Here is a 16,777-nt window from a genome sequence, read left to right as displayed (position 1 = left end):
TGACACGATTCGCGAGGACGCCTGACAGAATCACCAGTCATGCGCGTATACCTGGGTGCCGACCATGCCGGATTCGAACGTAAGAACGAGATCATCGAACACCTGAAGGCCGCGGGCCACGAGACCGTCGACTGCGGCGCTCATGTCTACGACGCCCTCGACGACTACCCCGCCTTCTGCATCGAGACGGCTCGTCGTGTCGTCGCCGACGAGGGCAGCCTCGGCATCGTGCTGGGCGGCAGCGGCAACGGTGAGCAGATCGCCGCGAACAAGGTGAAGGGTGCGCGATGTGCCCTGGCGTGGAGCGTCGAGACCGCGCAGCTGGCCCGCCAGCACAACAACGCTCAGCTGATCGGCCTCGGCGGCCGCATGCACTCCCTCGAGGAGTCCCTCGCGATCGTGGACGCGTTCCTCGCCGCCGAGTGGTCGAACGAGGAGCGCCACCAGCGCCGCATCGACATCCTGTCCGAGTTCGAGAAGACCGGCGTCGCCCCGGCCCTGCCCGAGGCCTGATCGTCCTTGCCCGAAGGTCACACCCTGCACCGGCTGGCCCGGCTGCACCAACGCCGGTTCGCCGGTGCGCCGGTGCGGGTGCTGAGCCCGCAGGGCAGATTCGCCGAGGACGCAGCCCTCGTCGACGGCCGCGTCCTCGTCAAGTCCGAGGCCTGGGGTAAACACCTGTGGCATCACTACGAGTCCGGACTGGTCGTGCACGTCCATCTGGGACTGTACGGAGCATTCACGGAATCGGCCGTTCCGATGGAACCGCCGGTCGGGCAGGTCAGGATGCGGATGGTCGGCGCCGAATTCGGCACCGACCTCCGCGGTCCGACGGCCTGTGAGGTTCTCCATCCGCCGCAGGTCGCCGCCATCGAGGCGCGGCTGGGACCGGATCCGCTGCGGAAGGACGCCGATCCCGACAAGGCGTGGAAACGCATCTCGGCGTCGAAGACCCCGGTCGGGGCACTGCTGATGGATCAGGCCGTGATCGCGGGCATCGGCAACGTGTACCGGGCGGAGGTCCTGTTCCGGCACGGCATCAACCCCGACCGGCCCGGCCGCGCGCTGTCCCGTGACGAGTGGGACGCGCTGTGGGCCGACCTCGTCGCCCTGATGAAGGTCGGGGTCCGCCGCGGCAAGATGCACGTCGTCCGTCCCGAGGACGATCACGGCGATCCGGCGTATGCGAAGGATCGTCCCCGGACGTACGTCTACCGGCGGGCGGGATCACCGTGCCGGATCTGCGGCACCCCGGTGGCCCACTCGGTCATGAAGGGCCGCAACCTCTTCTGGTGCCCGAGTTGCCAGCCCTCCTGACGGCCGGCTAGAAGTCGAACCCACCACCGAAGTCGAACCCGCCGCCGTCTCCGCCGCCACCGAAGTCGAATCCGCCGCCGTCGCCACCGGCGTCCCCGCCCATGTCGCCGCCGCCGTCCGCGCCTGCGTCACCGCCGTCGCCACCGCCGTCTGCGCCCGCGTCACCGGTGTCCTGGGACGCGTCGCCCGCTCCGCTCTCGAAGCCCTGCGCGTCGTACCCCACTCCGGCCATCCCGGAGAACATCGCCGAGAACAGGAACATCGAGCCCAGGCCCCACGCGCCTGCGACGAGAGCGGGCTTCCACCACGGCTCCGAGTACCAGCCGGCCGGAACCGGGCGTCCCGCGACGCGGCCGCCGGGGTAGTAGTTCGGTGTCTTCGACGACGGGTTCGGCGACGCCGCGACCTGCCGCCCCTCGAACTCGACCTCACGGTCCTCGGTGACCGCGCCCGCTGACTTCTGGCCGTCGATGGACGGAATCTCCGGGCCGGGGTCCATGCCCATGGCCGTGCGGGCGGCGCGGATGTAGTAGAGACCCTCGAGTGCCGTCTGCTTGGCGAGACGCGCCTGGACGGGCGTCGTGGCCTGATCGATCTGGGAGCCGGCGGCGGTGTAGCGCTCGGACGCGTCGGCGAGTGCCTGCTGGGAGGCGGTGTCGGATCCGGTGAGGCTGTACACCTGTCCGCCGAGCCGTTCGATGGCCTGGCGCGCGTCTGCCTTGGCGTCCTCGAGCTGGTTCGCGGTCTGCCCGGCGCGGTTGCTGCGGCTCCTCACCACCAGGAAGGCGACCGCCGCCACGATCACGAGAATGAGTAGCAGTTCCACGGTGGGCCTCCGGAGTTCTCGCGGACCGCCGGCTGCGGAGCTGCAACATCCACGAGTAGGGGACAAATCGGACATCTCCCAGAGTACTGACCGAAATCGTGGTTACGCGCTCGGCGAACGGGGGAGTGGTCCGGCGGAGGGCGAGTGGGGCCGCGCCCACCGTCCATGTGACGCATGTCATAGCGGATGCGGTCTCTGCGGCCGCCCTCGAACATGAAAAAAGGAGCGTTCCCTGGGGTGGGAACGCTCCTGTGTGGAGGGGATGACGGGAATCGAACCCGCGTAATCAGTTTGGAAGACTGAGGCTCTACCATTGAGCTACATCCCCGTGCATACGACTACCTGGGATCGCCATGCATGTCGTCTGCGATGAGTGACTGTACCCAACCTCGCTTTGGATTTCATAATCGGGGGGCCGTAGGATTCTTCCTCGGGTCCTCGCGAGGTTGGCGAGAGCCGGCTTCGACCGGGGTGTAGCGCAGCTTGGTAGCGCATCCGCTTTGGGAGCGGAGGGTCGCAGGTTCAAATCCTGTCACCCCGACCAGAACCACAGGGCAGGTAACTGCCGCACAGAAAAGCACGACCACACGAAGGAGCCAGTCCGTGAAGAGCACCGTCGAGCAGCTCAGCCCGACGCGAGTCCGTATCAACGTTGAGGTGCCCTTCGAGGAGCTCAAGCCTGATTTCGACAAGGCCTACAAGGCCCTCGCGCAACAGATCCGTCTCCCCGGCTTCCGTCCGGGCAAGGCACCGGCCAAGTTGCTCGAAGCCCGTGTCGGTCGTGGCGCAGTCCTGGAGCAGGTCGTCAACGACGCACTCCCGTCCCGCTACTCCGAGGCCGTCACCAGCGCCTCGGTGAAGGCGATCGGTCAGCCCGAGATCGAGATCACGAAGATCGAGGACGGCGAGCTCCTCGAGTTCACCGCCGAGGTCGACGTCCGTCCCGAGATCACGCTGCCCGACTACAGCGAGCTGAGCGTCACCGTCGATCCGATCGAGATCACCGACGAGGCCGTCGAGGAGCAGCTCCTGTCGCTGCGTCAGCGCTTCGGCACCCTCACCGGTGTCGAGCGTGCGGTCGAGGACGGAGACTTCATCTCCATCGACCTGTCGGCGACCGTCGACGGTGAGGCCGTTCCCGAGGCCACCGCGAGCGGTCTGTCGCACGAGGTCGGTTCGGGTCAGCTCATCGAGGGCCTCGACGAGGCCGTCGTCGGCGTCAAGGCCGGCGAGTCCAAGGAGTTCACCTCGACGCTCGTCGCCGGTGACCACGCGGGCAAGGAAGCTGTCGTCACCGTCACCGTCGGTACCGTCAAGGAGCGCGAGCTGCCTGCCGAGGACGACGAGTTCGCTCAGCTGGCAAGCGAGTTCGACACCCTCGACGAGCTGAAGGCCGACCTGCGTGAGCGCGTCGGACGCGTCCGCAAGGTCGAGCAGGCCGGTCAGATCCGCGACAAGGTCCTCGAGACCCTGCTCGAGACCGTCGAGGTCCCGCTGCCCGAGGCCGTCGTCAAGGCCGAGGTCGACGCTGCACTGCACGACGCCGTGCACGGTCTCGACCACGACGAGGAAGCGCTGAACAAGCTCCTCGAGGAGCAGGGCACGAGCCGCGAAGAGTTCGACAAGGACGCCAAGGAGAGCGCCGAGCGCTCGGTGAAGACCCAGCTGCTGCTGGACGCCATCGCCGACGCCTCCGACGTCACCGTCGGCCAGGACGAGCTCACCGAGCGCATCCTGTTCCAGGCGCAGCGCTACGGCATGGCCCCCGAGCAGTTCATCCAGCAGATCCAGCAGGCCGGCCAGCTCGGCGCCGTCTTCGCGGACGTGCGTCGCGGCAAGGCTCTCGCCGGTGTCGTCGAGCAGGCCACCGTCACCGACACCTCGGGTGCCGCTGTCGACACCGCCGAACTGTTCGGCAACGGTGAGGCCGACGCCGAGGAGGCTGCGTCCACGGACGAGGCTGCGTCGGATTCCGCCGAGGGCGAAGACCAGAAGTAATGCTGGTCGCGGGATGTTTCTCTCGCGTTCGGCTGTGAGTTGTTTTCCGCTTTGAGCGAAGTAGGGCGGCACCGGGACTCCGGTGCCGCCCTCCTTCGTTAGTGTCTGTGTCAGCAATCAACGATTTACGGAGAAGGCAGGTACCGTGACTTCCAATCACCTGGAGACTTTGCAGAGTCCCGCCATGACTTCAGCCACCGCTGGGTTGAACCTCAGCGACTCGGTGTACGAACGCCTGCTGCGCGAGCGCATCATCTTCCTCGGTACCCAGGTCGACGACGACATCGCGAACAAGCTGTGCGCTCAGATCCTGCTGCTGTCGGCAGAGGATCCCAGCCGGGACATCTCCCTCTACATCAACTCGCCCGGCGGTTCGGTCAGCGCCGGCATGGCGATCTTCGACACGATGCAGTTCGCCGAGTGCGACGTCGCGACGTTCGGAATGGGTCTGGCCGCGTCGATGGGTCAGTTCCTGCTCTCCGCCGGGGCCAAGGGCAAGCGGTACGCGCTCCCGCACGCGCGGATCATGATGCACCAGCCGTCCGCCGGAATCGGTGGTACCGCCAGTGACATCGCGATCATGGCCGAGCAGTTCGCGCACACCAAGCGCGAAATGGCCGAGCTGATCGCCGAGCACACCGGTCAGACGGTCGAGCAGATCACCGCCGATTCGGATCGTGACCGCTGGTTCACCGCACAGCAGGCTCTCGAATACGGTTTCGTCGACCACGTCGTCTCCCGCGCGGCGCAGGCGGGCGGGACGGGGCTGTAGCGGCCCGGCTTCCTCACTGACCGCTCCCACACATCCTTTGGAGAACTGATGACCAACCTGTTCGATCCCCGCAGCCTGGGAGGCCAGGCGCCCGCAGGCCCCGAGTCTCGCTACATCCTGCCGTCGTTCATCGAGCACTCGAGCTACGGCGTCAAGGAGTCCAACCCGTACAACAAGCTGTTCGAGGAACGCATCATCTTCCTCGGCGTGCAGGTGGACGACGCGTCGGCCAATGACGTGATGGCTCAGCTGCTCGTTCTCGAGTCGCTGGACCCCGATCGCGACATCACCATGTACATCAACTCGCCGGGTGGCTCGTTCACCTCGCTGATGGCGATCTACGACACCATGCAGTACGTCCGCGCCGACATCACGACGGTGTGCCTCGGCCAGGCGGCCTCGGCTGCCGCGGTGCTGCTGGCGGCCGGTAGCCCCGGCAAGCGTCTCGCCCTGCCGAACGCTCGTGTCCTCATCCATCAGCCCGCCACCGGCGGCATCCAGGGTCAGGTCTCCGACCTCGAGATCCAGGCTGCCGAGATCGAGCGGATGCGTCGCCTGATGGAGACCACCCTCGCGAAGCACACAGGCAAGGATGCCGACGTGATCCGCAAGGACACCGATCGCGACAAGATCCTCACGGCCGCCGAGGCCAAGGAATACGGAATCATCGACGACGTGCTCGAGTACCGCAAACTCAGCGCCCAGAAGTGATTTCCTGCCGCCCCGGCTCGGGCGACACGCCGTTACGGCGCGGTTGCCGCGAGCCGGGTGCGGGATCGGCAAGGCTGGCTTTCCCGGAAGATCGGTGCGCGAATCACCGACAACCAGTCGACCTCGCTCGCGATCTGCGGGTACGGTCACATAACGGGCTTTCGTTTTCGGTCGGTGCGCGCACGGCGTGGGATCGGTTCGATGGTTGCACGTAGACGAAGGAAGTAGGGACCTGACGAGATGGCACGCATCGGTGACGGCGGGGATCTGCTCAAGTGCTCTTTCTGCGGTAAGAGCCAGAAGCAGGTCAAGAAGCTCATTGCTGGGCCTGGGGTGTACATCTGCGACGAGTGCATCGACCTGTGCAACGAGATCATCGAAGAGGAGCTGGCCGAGTCCAGCGAGGTGAAGCTCGACGAGCTGCCGAAGCCGGCCGAGATCCGGGATTTCCTCGAGAATTACGTGATCGGCCAGGATGCCGCCAAGCGGACTCTCGCCGTTGCGGTCTACAACCACTACAAGCGCATCCAGGCCGGTGACAAGGGTCGTGATGCGCGCGGCGAGACGGTCGAGCTGGCGAAGTCGAACATTCTCATGCTCGGTCCCACGGGCTGCGGCAAGACGTATCTGGCTCAGACGCTGGCGAAGATGCTCAACGTCCCGTTCGCGATCGCCGATGCGACGGCGCTCACCGAAGCCGGCTATGTCGGTGAGGATGTCGAGAACATCCTCCTCAAGCTGATCCAGGCCGCCGACTACGACGTCAAGCGCGCCGAGACCGGCATCATCTACATCGACGAGGTCGACAAGATCGCCCGCAAGAGCGAGAACCCGTCGATCACGCGGGACGTGTCCGGTGAGGGTGTGCAGCAGGCTCTGCTGAAGATCCTCGAGGGCACGCAGGCCAGCGTGCCGCCGCAGGGCGGTCGCAAGCACCCGCATCAGGAGTTCATCCAGATCGACACGACGAACGTCCTGTTCATCGTGGCGGGCGCGTTCGCCGGCCTCGAGCGGATCGTGTCCGATCGCGTGGGTAAGCGCGGCATCGGTTTCGGCGCCGAGGTGCGGTCGAAGGCGGAGATCGACACGCAGGACCACTTCGCAGAGGTCATGCCGGAAGACCTGATCAAGTTCGGGCTGATCCCCGAGTTCATCGGTCGTCTGCCGGTCGTGGCGTCGGTGACGAACCTGGACAAGGAATCGCTCGTCCAGATCCTGTCCGAGCCGAAGAACGCGCTGGTCAAGCAGTACAACCGGTTGTTCGACATGGACGGCGTGGAGTTGGAGTTCACCACGGACGCGCTCGAGGCCATCGCCGACCAGGCGATCCTCCGCGGCACCGGTGCTCGTGGACTCCGCGCGATCATGGAGGAAGTCCTCCTGCCGGTCATGTACGACATCCCGAGCCGTGACGACGTCGAGAAGGTCGTGGTCAGCGCCGAGACGGTCAACGACAACGTGCTTCCGACCATCGTTCCGCGCAAGCCGGAGCGGGGAGAACGCCGAGACAAGTCCGCCTAGGCGGGAGCGCGCTGTATCCTGGGTGCGAACTAACTCACTAGTTCGTACAAATGGAGGTAATGCGCGCGATGACCGCTCCCGGACCGATCTTTGTTCTCAACGGCCCCAACCTGAACCTGCTGGGGCAGCGGCAGCCCGAGGTGTACGGGCGGGAGACGCTCGACGACGTCGTGGAGTTGTGCCGCACGGCTGCCGCGAAGGCTGGACGTGAGATCGTCGCGCGGCAGTCCAATCACGAGGGCCACCTGATCGACTGGGTGCACGAGGCCCGGACCACGGCGTCGGGCGTCGTGATCAACCCCGGCGGTTTCACGCACACGTCGGTGGCGCTGCGCGACGCCCTGGTGACGCTCGAGGTGCCGCTCGTCGAGGTGCACATCAGCAACGTGCACGCCCGCGAGGAATTCCGGCACCACTCGTACGTGTCCGGGGTCGCGACCGGTGTGATCGCCGGACTCGGAATCCTCGGCTATGCGCTGGCCGTCGACTTCATCTGCAACAAGGGCTGACGCCGCCATGGGACGACAGGTTCGTACGAGCGTTGCCACGGTATCCCTGAGCGGATCGCTGGAGGAGAAGGTCACCGCGATCGCGGCGGCCGGGTTCGACGGATTCGAGGTGTTCGAACCCGATTTCGTGAGCTCGCCGTGGTCGCCGCGTGAGCTGGCTTCCCGCGCAGCGGATCTCGGACTCACCCTCGATCTGTATCAGCCGTTCCGCGATCTGGACTCCGTGGACGACACGACGTTCGCGCGCAACCTGATCCGAGCCGAGCGCAAGTTCGACATCATGGAGCAGCTCGGCTGCGACACCCTGCTGGTGTGCTCGTCGCCGTTGCCCGAGGCGGTGCGGGACGACGCTCGCCTGACCGAGCAACTCCACACTCTCGCCGAGCGCGCACACAGCCGGGGACTCCGCATCGCCTACGAGGCGCTGGCCTGGGGCACGCACGTCAACACGTACCGGCACGCGTGGAAGATCGTGCAGGACGCAGACCATCCTGCCCTCGGTACCTGCCTCGACAGCTTCCACATCCTCTCCCGCGGCGACGACCCGTCCGGCATCCGCGACATCCCGGGGGAGAAGATCTTCTTCCTCCAACTCGCCGACGCGCCCCGCATGTCGATGGACATCCTGCAGTGGAGCCGGCACCACCGGAACTTCCCGGGGCAGGGCAACTTCGATCTCGCGACGTTCGGCGCGCACGTCCAGGCCGCTGGATACACCGGACCGTGGTCGCTCGAGATCTTCAACGACACGTTCCGGCAGTCGTCCACGGGGCGCACGGCCGCCGACGCGCACCGCTCGCTGCTGTACCTCCAGGAGGAGGTCGCACGCGTGCAGGCCGAGCGCGGTGAGGACACCGGTCGCGGCCTGACGCTGTTCGAGCCGCCGCCGCGCGCACCCCTCGAAGGCATCGTGTCGCTCCGGCTCGCGGCCGGTCCGGGCAAGGATTCCGACCTTCGGCAGGCGCTGCAGCACATCGGATTCCGTCTGGTGGGCCGGCACCGCAGCCACGACCTCCAGTTGTGGCGGCACGGCCGGATGACCATCGTGGTCGATGCGACCGCGGGCACGGTGTGGACCGCTCCGGGTCTGCCTGCGCACCTGCCGGTGCTCACCCAGATCGGTATCCGGTCGAGCGATCCCGACGCGTGGGGTGAGCGCGCCGCGGCGCTCGAGGTCCCGGTGCACGAGGTCCTGTTGCCCGGTGTCGACACCGCACCCGAATCGGATGTGGTGCGTCTCAAGATCACCGACGCGACGTCGCTGGATCTGCGCGGCCCGGGCAGCGCCGCGTCGTGGCAGTCGGCGTTCGATCTGTATCCGACGGAGTCGCGCTGGCAGGATGAGGTGCCCGTCTTCACCGGTGTCGATCACGTGGCGCTCGCCGTGCCGTCCGACAACTGGGACGGCATCATGCTGCTGCTCCGTTCGGTGTTCGCGATGGCGCCGCACGAGGGCCTCGATGTCACCGACGCGGTCGGAATGATGCGCAGTCAGGCGCTGACGATGGATCAGACGGGTGCGGACGGCGTCGACCGTCCGCTGCGCATCTCCCTGAACATGGTTCCGGGTGCGGTGTCGGGCAACTCCCACATCGCCGCGGCTCGGCGCGGCGGCATCAGTCACGTCGCGTTCTCGTGCACGGACATTTTCACCGCCGCCGCGACCATGCAGTCCAACGGGTTCGAGCCCCTTGTGATTTCGCCGAACTACTACGACGACCTCGAGGCCCGCTTCGGGCTCTCCCGCGAACTCCTGGACCGGATGAGCGGGTCGGGCATCATGTACGACCGTGATGCGCACGGCGAGTTCTTCCATCTGTTCACCCAGACGGTGGGCGCCGACCTGTTCTTCGAGGTGGTGCAACGCGTCGGCGGTTACGAGGGATACGGGGACGCGAACTCCGCGATGCGTTTGGTGGCCCAGTTGCGGGCGGCTGGCTGAGCGGTCGATTCGAAGGTCACGGAGCCCGCGGTCACGACCGCGGGCTCCGTGACTTCGGACACTTTTGGAGCGTGACCACTGTCGTCGATGTGGGCCCACGGGGTGCATGTGACTGATGAGGTCGAGTAATCCAGTTCGAGACCTTGACCCCGTCCGAGTGTGTCAACGCGACGCGCAGGATTCAGCCCGATCCGTACTAACCTGTGTCGAAACCGTGACCGTTTCGTTATCGATCACGCACTCGACAGAGGAATGTGGTTTTGGCTCTACACCCGAACACCGTCCCGCAAGCCCGGCGCACCCGGCGCCTCCGTTCGACGAAGACCTCCCGTAGACGGCTGGTCGCGACCTCGCTGGCAGCCGCTGCACTGCTCGCATCCGGGGGGATCGCCTCCGCGGCCACCGGTGAGGTAGCGCAGGCGTCGACCGAGACGGGCATGTCTCTCTCGACGCCGCCCCAGTTCCTACAGGTCACGCGCCCGGTACCCGTCGACTACGCCGAGCAACTCCAGCGCGCCGCCCAGCGTGAGGTCGAGCGGCTGGCGTTCGAGAAGGCCGAGGTCGAGCGGCTGGCTCGCGAGGCCGCCGAACAGGCCGCGCGTCAGGCTGCGGCCGAGGAAGCGGCGCGTCGACCCGCCGTGCTGGTCCCGGCCGTCGGCACCTTCACCTCAGGCTTCGGCCCGCGGTGGGGCACGAACCACAACGGGATCGACATCGCGAACTCCATCGGCACCCCGATCAAGGCTGTCACCAACGGCACCGTGATCGAGAGCGGTCCGGCGTCGGGATTCGGGTTGTGGGTCCGCATCCAGCAGGACGACGGCACCACCGGCGTGTATGGCCACATCGACACTTCACTGGTGTCGGTCGGGCAGCAGGTCCGGGCCGGCGACCAGATCGCCACCATGGGCAACCGGGGTCAGTCGACCGGACCGCACCTGCACTACGAGGTGTGGGCGGTCAACGGAACCAAGATCGATCCGGCGGGCTGGTTCCAATCGCGCGGCGTCCCCGTCCCCCAGGGGCAGGGCTAGGCGCGGGCGAGTCGCCGATCCACGCCGTCACGGCTGGTTGTACGGGGTGACCACCCGGATGGGTGACGCCGCGGTCGCGACTCCACCGAGCGCGCCCCGGGCCTGCAGCAGCATGCGGCACGCCAGATGGGCGTCGGCCCGGAGGTCGTGGTGCAGCACCGCGGAGAGCGTGCCCGCGCGCAGCAGCCGCGTGTTGTCCTCGTCGAGGTCGTGGGCGATGAACACGCGGCAGGCGCGGCCGGTGCGTTCGAATGCGCGGGTGGTGGCCACGTTGCCGCCGCCGATCGAGTAGACGGCCGCGATGTCCGGGTTCTGTTCGAGGGCCCGGAGGACGAGGCTCTCGATGGTCGCGTCCAGCCCGTCGCTCTCGGCGATGTCGATCACCGCACGGTCGGTGCCGAAACTTCGCAGTGCGGCGCGGAACCCCATCTCCCGTTCCTCCTCGCCCCGGAAGGCGTTGCTGCTCAGCGTGATCAGGACGGTGGACGACACCTCGCCGAGCCACTGGTCGACGAGATAGGCGGCGGTCGCCCCCGCGGCCCGGTTGTCGATCCCGACGTAGCCGGCCCGCGAGCTGCCCGGCACGTCGGTGGCATAGGTGACCACCGGGATCCCCGCCGCAGTGAGCCGGTCGATGGCCTCGACGACCTCGACGGAGTCGGGCGCCTTGACGATCACGCCCTGCGTGCCGCGGGCCCCGATCCGATCAAGGGTCTCGACCATCGCGGGTGTGGAGCCGGTTTCCCGGAAATGGAACCGTGAGCGCACGACGGCGGGAGCGAGAGCGGGCAGTTCCGCCTCCACGGCCGCGCGGAACGCGGTGGTGAAGCGCTCGGGTGACTGCATGACGACGTCGACGAGGAACTTGCGCCCACTCAGCTTGAGCTGAGTGCGTTGTTTGTCGAGATCGCGGATCGCCTGCTGCACTTCCGCTCTCGTCGATTCCCGTACTCCGGGGCGTTCGTGGAGCACGCGGTCGACGGTCGCCTCGCTCAATCCCGACTGCTGGGCGATCTCACGGACCTTGTAGCGGTGCTTCACGGCCGGCTCCTGAGGTGAAAATGATGGATTTCTGCTGTTGTTCGGCGCTCACATCACAGCAAGACTATCCCCATGACCATCACGACTCCTCCGCCGACCGGCCGGCGTGAGTGGATCCGCGACTCCGACTCCGACTGTGACCTCGACTCGTTTCGCGCGTCCATTGACCGCTCGACGAACCTCGCCGACTACCCGTTCGCTCACTCCGTGGAACGGAACGTCCTGCTGTACCGCAGTGACTCGCTGATGCCCCACCTCGACGACGCGCAGTCCCGCCGCGCCGTGCAGACCGAACTCGTGCGCGCGCTCACCGACGGACCCGGAATCGTGGTGTTCCAGAACGCCTTCAGCGATCTCGCGGTGGTGGATCGCGCCACGGAACAATTCGATCTCCTCATCGCGCAGCAGCACGTGTCGGGTGGCGTGGTGGGTGACCACTTCGGCAAGGCGGGCGCCAACGACCGCATCTGGAACGCCGCGCAGAAGCTGGCTCTCGGCGCCCCGGAGGTGTTCGCCGAGTACTACTCCAACGACATTCTCGCGCTGATCTGCCAGAGCTGGCTGGGGCCGCTGTATCAGGTGACGTCGCAGGTCAACGTGGTCAACCCCGGCAGTGCCGCGCAGGTGCCGCATCGGGACTACCACCTCGGCATCGTGCCCCGGGACGAGCTGACCGAGTATCCGGCGCACCTGCACCGGATGTCGGCCACCTTGACACTGCAGGGCGCGGTGGCGCACTGCGACATGCCCGTCGAGAGCGGACCCACCCTGTATCTGCCGTACTCGCACCTGTTCGAGGCGGGCTACCTGGCGTTCTCCCGGCCGGAGTTCGTCGAGTTCTTCCGCGACAGTCACGTTCAGCTGCCGCTGCGGAAAGGCGACGCGGTGTTCTTCAACCCGGCGCTCTACCACGGTGCAGGCCACAACCGTTCGGACGCGATCCGGCGGACGGCCAATCTGCTGCAGATCTCGTCGCCGTTCGGCCGGGCGATGGAGGTGCTGGACCGGGAGGCGATGGCGAACGCCGTATATCCGGCCCTGCTGGCACGGCAGAGTGCCGGAGCGAGCGAGCGCACCCTTCGCAATGCCGTCGTCGCGACGGCCGAGTGCTACCCGTTCCCCACCAACCTCGACCACGATCAGCCGGTGCACAGTCTCGCGCCGGCCACTCAGGTGGACACGGTGTGGGAAGCATTGCGGGCAAACGCCGATCCGGCGGTGCTCGCCGAGCGTCTGGCCGAGCAGACCACCCGGCGGCGGCCGTGAGCGGGATTGTCGACACGGCCACACTGTCACTACAACAGCACCGTCCGGTGCGATGGGATGAAACACGACGATGACGATTCGACTTGCAGGCGCACCGATTTCGTGGGGAGTGTGTGAGGTGGAAGGCTGGGGCCACCAGCTCGGCCCCGACCGGGTGCTCACCGAAATGCGTGACGCCGGCCTCGCTGCCACCGAACTCGGTCCGGACGGATTCCTCCCCTCGGAGCCGCACGAGCTGACGAACACTCTCGCCCGTTACGACCTGACTGCGGTCGGGGGCTTCGTCCCGGTACTGCTCCACGATCCGGATCACGACGCGGTCGCTGCTGTCGGCGGGGCGATCGACTCACTCCTCGCGTCGAGGTCGGAGGTGATGGTCCTGGCGGCGGTGACGGGAGCCATCGGTTACGATTCACGACCGGAACTCGACGACTCGGGATGGAAGACGTTGTTGCGCAACCTGGACCGCGTGTCGTCGGCCGCTGCCGACCGGGGGCTCCGGGCGGTGATCCACCCCCACGTGGGGACGATGATCGAGAACCGCGCCGAGGTGGACCGCATCCTGGACGGCTCGTCGATCCCGCTGTGCCTGGACACCGGACACCTGCTGATCGGCGGCACCGACCCCCTCGACCTCGTCACCACGGCCCCCGAGCGGATCGCGCACGCGCACCTGAAGGACGTCGATGCGGCGCTTCTCGGGCGGGTCCGGGCGGGCGAACTCACCTACACCGAGGCCGTCGCGCAGGGGATGTACACGCCACTGGGCACCGGAGACGTGGATATCGCCGGGGTGGTCGAGCGGCTGCAGAATCAGGGTTACGACGGTTGGTACGTCCTCGAACAGGACACCATCCTCGCGTCGGAACCGGAAGGCGAAGGCCCCGTGCGGGACGTCGTCCGGAGCGTCGAATACCTGAGGAGCATCACGAAGTGAGGCCATTGCCTCTGCGCTGAATCGGGGTGCCGGCGGGGACGCGGCTACGACCGGGCCGGACCGGTCGTGCCGCGCACCACCAGGTGGGGGTCGATCACGAAATCCTGCGGGACGAGGTCCTCGTCCTCGAGTCGCCCGATGGCGAACTGCACGGCGCGCCGCGCCAGACCCTCCGTGTCCTGCCGCACGGTGGTGAGGTCGATCCGCGACAACTGTGCCAGGTGGCTGTCGTCGTACCCGACGATCGAGATGTCGCCGGGCACGTCGACGTGGGCGCGGGTGAACACGTCCATGAGGCCGATGGCGCAGCGGTCGTTGCCGGCGAGCACCGCGGTCGGCAGGCGGTCCTCCGCCAGTAGGGTGTTCGCGGCGGCGACACCTGCGTCCTCGGTGTGCTGACCGGGAATGACGCGAATGTGGTCGGAGAGGTCGTGCTTGCGCATCGCCGCGAGGTACGCGCGACGACGCTCGGGTGACCCCGGGTCCGCTCCGCCGTCGACGTGCACGATGTCACGATGTCCCAGTTCGACGAGGTGGTCGACGGACTGCCTGATGCCCTTGGCGTCCGCGGTCCGCACGGTGTCGACGGCGGTGTGGGGGAGTGCGCGGCCGACGACGGTGACGACGGCACGGTCCGCGAGCGTCCGCAGATAGTCGGCCTCGGACAGCGGACCGAGCAGGATCAGGCCTTCGCACCGGTGACTGAGAAGCGCTTCGATCGCCTTGTGTTCGTCCCGGGCGGGTGCGCTCGCGGAGAGCAGGACTTCGTATCCGGCGGCCTCGGCCTCCGCGTAGATGGTTCCGATCAGGTCGGCTTGGAAGGTCTGGTGGACGTCGATGAGCACACCGAGGGTGCGACTGCGCCCACGGGCGAGCATGCGGGCGGCCCGGTCGAGCCGGTAGCCGAGTTCGTCCGCGGCCTGGAGGACGCGTTCCCGCGTCTCGTCGGAGGCGCCGGGTTTGTTGCTGAAGATCAGTGACACGAGGGTGCGCGACACCCCGGCCCGCGTCGCGACATCGGCCATCGTGGGGCGTCGGTGCAGGCCGGCGGGTAGCCGTTCCGCACCGTCGTGCGCGGTGGCTCGATCGTCGAGCATCTCGATCTCCCTCGGTCGCGTCGTCAGGGACATTCTCACGCATCGCGTCATCTGCCCTTGACACCCTCTGTGATTCACATCATAGTAGGTAACTGAAGCGCGTTAGTGAAGCGCTTCAGTCCAGGAGAGAACGCCCCGTCGGCTGCATCGAGCCGAGCGCACTCGGGCGATATCGACACACGTGAACCGATCTTCCGTGTCGCGATGCGTGAGCATTCCCCAGAAAGGCCATACACCTGATGTCGACAACCCACTCGGCTGCCAGTGCCCGCGGAAGCGGCGGCGCTGCGCGTAACGAGCGCAGTCACAAACGCTTCCTGACCAAGCTCACCGTCATCTCCACGCTCGGGGGACTGCTGTTCGGCTACGACACCGGTGTGATCTCCGGTGCGCTGCTCTACATGAAGGACGAGCTGAACCTCAGCGCGGTCGGCGAAGCCACTGTCGTGAGCTCGCTGCTCTTCCCGGGTGCCGCCGTCGGTGCGCTGCTCGGAGGCCGGTTGTCGGACGCTCTCGGTCGCAAGCGCACGCTCCTCGTCTGCGCGGGACTGTTCCTCGTCGGCGCCCTCGGGTGTGCGATGGCCCCCAACGTGGAGATCATGGTGCTGGCCAGGATCGTCCTCGGGCTCGGTGTGGGCGCCGCCGCCGTCACCTGCCCGCTCTACCTGGCCGAGATGGCGCCGGTCGAGCGCCGCGGTCGGATGGTCACCATCAACGAACTGATGATCGTCACCGGTCAGATGCTCGCCTTCTCGATCAACGCGCTACTCGATCACCTGATCGAGGATCCGACGGTGTGGCGGTACATGCTGGCCATCGCCTCGGTGCCCGCGGTACTCCTGCTGCTCGGCATGCTCGCGCTCCCGGATTCGCCGCGGTGGTACGCGTCGAAGGGCCGGTTCGCCGAAACCCGCAGGACGCTCGAATTGAGCCGCAGCGAGTCGGAGGCCGCAGTCGAGTACGCCAGCATCAGCGTCCACGCCGCCCGCGACCGGAACTCGAAGGTCAGTGGAGCCGTCCACTATCTGCGCGACTATCCCTGGATGCGCCGGATCCTCTGGATCGGCTGCGGTCTGGCCATCGTCCAGCAGGCAACGGGTATCAACACGGTCAACTACTACGCCCCGACGATCCTGGAACAGAGCGGGTTGGGTGTCAGCGCGTCCCTGGTTGCCACCATCGCGGTCGGTGTCACGTCGGTGGTCATGACGATTGTCGGAATCATCCTGCTGGGCTTCGTGAATCGTCGCACGATGCTGCTGACCGGATTCATCGGTGTGGCATCCTCGCAGGCCGCGCTGTCCCTGGTGTTCCTGCTGCCCTCGTCCACCGGCCGCAGCTACATCATCCTCGCCGCGATGATGGTGTTCGTCGCCTTCGTGCAGTGCTTCATCGGAACCTGCGTGTGGTTGCTGCTCTCGGAGATCTTCCCGATGGCCATCCGCGGGTTCGCCATGGGCCTCGCGGTCTTCGTGCTCTGGACGACGAACGCCTTGATCTCGTTCGTCTTCCCGATCCTGAACTCGGTCCTCGGATCCACCGGAACCTTCGGCCTGTTCGTCCTCGTCAACCTCATTTCGGTGTACTTCGTGTACCGCTTCGTCCCGGAAACCAAGGGTCGCAGCCTCGAAGAGTTGGAGGACCGCCTCGGCGCAGGCAAGCCCGACGCGTCGGCTGCGGGAAGCACCGCCGCCGTCGCCACCCACTGATCGCTGGATCTCAGGCACCGGCGCCGCCGCCTTCGGGTGGTGGTGCCGGTGCGTGGTGGTGTGTGGCCCGCCTCCCGAGCAGGTCGTGTAACAATTT

15 protein-coding genes and 2 tRNA genes are annotated in these 16,777 nt (G+C 66.9%); 13 read left to right on the top strand and 4 right to left on the bottom strand.

The window, feature by feature from the left end; all coding sequences use genetic code 11:
• Positions 1 to 39 precede the first annotated feature (39 nt).
• On the top strand, positions 40 to 513 hold the full coding sequence (locus QM806_RS05555; protein ID WP_005248193.1) for a ribose-5-phosphate isomerase: 474 nt from the start codon (positions 40 to 42) through the stop codon (positions 511 to 513).
• A gap of 6 nt (positions 514 to 519) precedes the next feature.
• Positions 520 to 1,317 carry an Fpg/Nei family DNA glycosylase gene (locus QM806_RS05550; RefSeq protein WP_005570671.1) on the top strand — a complete coding sequence of 266 codons (798 nt, stop codon included), beginning with the start codon at positions 520 to 522 and terminating at the stop codon, positions 1,315 to 1,317.
• A 7-nt stretch (positions 1,318 to 1,324) separates the two neighbouring features.
• On the opposite strand, the gene QM806_RS05545 is transcribed toward QM806_RS05550, so the two are convergent.
• Both QM806_RS05545 and QM806_RS05540 read right to left on the bottom strand, forming a co-directional pair.
• On the bottom strand, positions 1,325 to 2,143 hold the full coding sequence (locus QM806_RS05545) for a hypothetical protein (protein ID WP_007296615.1): 819 nt from the start codon (positions 2,141 to 2,143) through the stop codon (positions 1,325 to 1,327).
• A gap of 254 nt (positions 2,144 to 2,397) precedes the next feature.
• Positions 2,398 to 2,471 (bottom strand) — tRNA-Gly (locus QM806_RS05540).
• A 139-nt stretch (positions 2,472 to 2,610) separates the two neighbouring features.
• Between QM806_RS05540 and QM806_RS05535 the strand changes: the two genes are divergently transcribed.
• The 8 genes from QM806_RS05535 (at position 2,611) to QM806_RS05500 (ending at position 10,630) form a co-directional block, all read left to right on the top strand.
• Positions 2,611 to 2,687, top strand: a tRNA-Pro gene (locus tag QM806_RS05535).
• A gap of 59 nt (positions 2,688 to 2,746) precedes the next feature.
• The gene (tig, locus tag QM806_RS05530; RefSeq protein ID WP_005264332.1) at positions 2,747 to 4,141 is read left to right on the top strand and encodes a trigger factor; all 1,395 of its coding nucleotides are present in this window, start codon (positions 2,747 to 2,749) and stop codon (positions 4,139 to 4,141) included.
• A gap of 184 nt (positions 4,142 to 4,325) precedes the next feature.
• Positions 4,326 to 4,913: an ATP-dependent Clp protease proteolytic subunit gene (locus tag QM806_RS05525; RefSeq protein ID WP_005264333.1), complete on the top strand. Its 588-nt coding sequence runs from the start codon at positions 4,326 to 4,328 to the stop codon at positions 4,911 to 4,913.
• A 48-nt stretch (positions 4,914 to 4,961) separates the two neighbouring features.
• A complete protein-coding gene (locus tag QM806_RS05520) occupies positions 4,962 to 5,624 on the top strand; it encodes an ATP-dependent Clp protease proteolytic subunit (RefSeq protein WP_005264334.1) in 663 nt (220 codons plus the stop codon).
• Between the two features lie 240 nt (positions 5,625 to 5,864).
• A complete protein-coding gene (clpX, locus tag QM806_RS05515; RefSeq protein ID WP_005248181.1) occupies positions 5,865 to 7,145 on the top strand; it encodes an ATP-dependent Clp protease ATP-binding subunit ClpX in 1,281 nt (426 codons plus the stop codon).
• 68 nt (positions 7,146 to 7,213) lie between these two features.
• Positions 7,214 to 7,654, top strand: a complete 441-nt coding sequence (gene aroQ / locus QM806_RS05510) for a type II 3-dehydroquinate dehydratase (RefSeq protein WP_005248177.1) — start codon at positions 7,214 to 7,216, stop codon at positions 7,652 to 7,654.
• Positions 7,655 to 7,661: 7 nt separating this feature from the next.
• Positions 7,662 to 9,596: a bifunctional sugar phosphate isomerase/epimerase/4-hydroxyphenylpyruvate dioxygenase family protein gene (locus tag QM806_RS05505; protein ID WP_283290668.1), complete on the top strand. Its 1,935-nt coding sequence runs from the start codon at positions 7,662 to 7,664 to the stop codon at positions 9,594 to 9,596.
• A gap of 260 nt (positions 9,597 to 9,856) precedes the next feature.
• Entirely contained in the window at positions 9,857 to 10,630 is a 774-nt protein-coding gene (locus tag QM806_RS05500; protein WP_005570674.1) for a M23 family metallopeptidase, read from the top strand.
• 27 nt (positions 10,631 to 10,657) lie between these two features.
• Here QM806_RS05500 and QM806_RS05495 read toward each other — a convergent pair whose 3' ends face one another.
• Positions 10,658 to 11,671, bottom strand: a complete 1,014-nt coding sequence (locus tag QM806_RS05495) for a LacI family DNA-binding transcriptional regulator (protein WP_005570675.1) — start codon at positions 11,669 to 11,671, stop codon at positions 10,658 to 10,660.
• Positions 11,672 to 11,743: 72 nt separating this feature from the next.
• On the opposite strand from QM806_RS05495, the gene QM806_RS05490 reads away from it, so the two are divergent.
• The gene (locus QM806_RS05490) at positions 11,744 to 12,937 is read left to right on the top strand and encodes a phytanoyl-CoA dioxygenase family protein (RefSeq protein WP_054246323.1); all 1,194 of its coding nucleotides are present in this window, start codon (positions 11,744 to 11,746) and stop codon (positions 12,935 to 12,937) included.
• A gap of 70 nt (positions 12,938 to 13,007) precedes the next feature.
• Positions 13,008 to 13,874: a sugar phosphate isomerase/epimerase family protein gene (locus QM806_RS05485; RefSeq protein ID WP_043792009.1), complete on the top strand. Its 867-nt coding sequence runs from the start codon at positions 13,008 to 13,010 to the stop codon at positions 13,872 to 13,874.
• Positions 13,875 to 13,918: 44 nt separating this feature from the next.
• Here QM806_RS05485 and QM806_RS05480 read toward each other — a convergent pair whose 3' ends face one another.
• Positions 13,919 to 14,971, bottom strand: a complete 1,053-nt coding sequence (locus tag QM806_RS05480) for a LacI family DNA-binding transcriptional regulator (RefSeq protein WP_007296622.1) — start codon at positions 14,969 to 14,971, stop codon at positions 13,919 to 13,921.
• A gap of 239 nt (positions 14,972 to 15,210) precedes the next feature.
• Between QM806_RS05480 and QM806_RS05475 the strand changes: the two genes are divergently transcribed.
• Positions 15,211 to 16,680 carry a sugar porter family MFS transporter gene (locus QM806_RS05475; protein ID WP_005570683.1) on the top strand — a complete coding sequence of 490 codons (1,470 nt, stop codon included), beginning with the start codon at positions 15,211 to 15,213 and terminating at the stop codon, positions 16,678 to 16,680.
• Positions 16,681 to 16,777 lie beyond the last annotated feature (97 nt).

Origin of the sequence: Rhodococcus sp. IEGM 1351, from assembly GCF_030056875.1 — a bacterium.
Lineage (GTDB): Bacteria > Actinomycetota > Actinomycetes > Mycobacteriales > Mycobacteriaceae > Rhodococcus_F > Rhodococcus_F opacus.
Note: the sequence above shows the minus strand (reverse complement) of the source record. Positions and strands in the feature narration are given on the sequence as shown.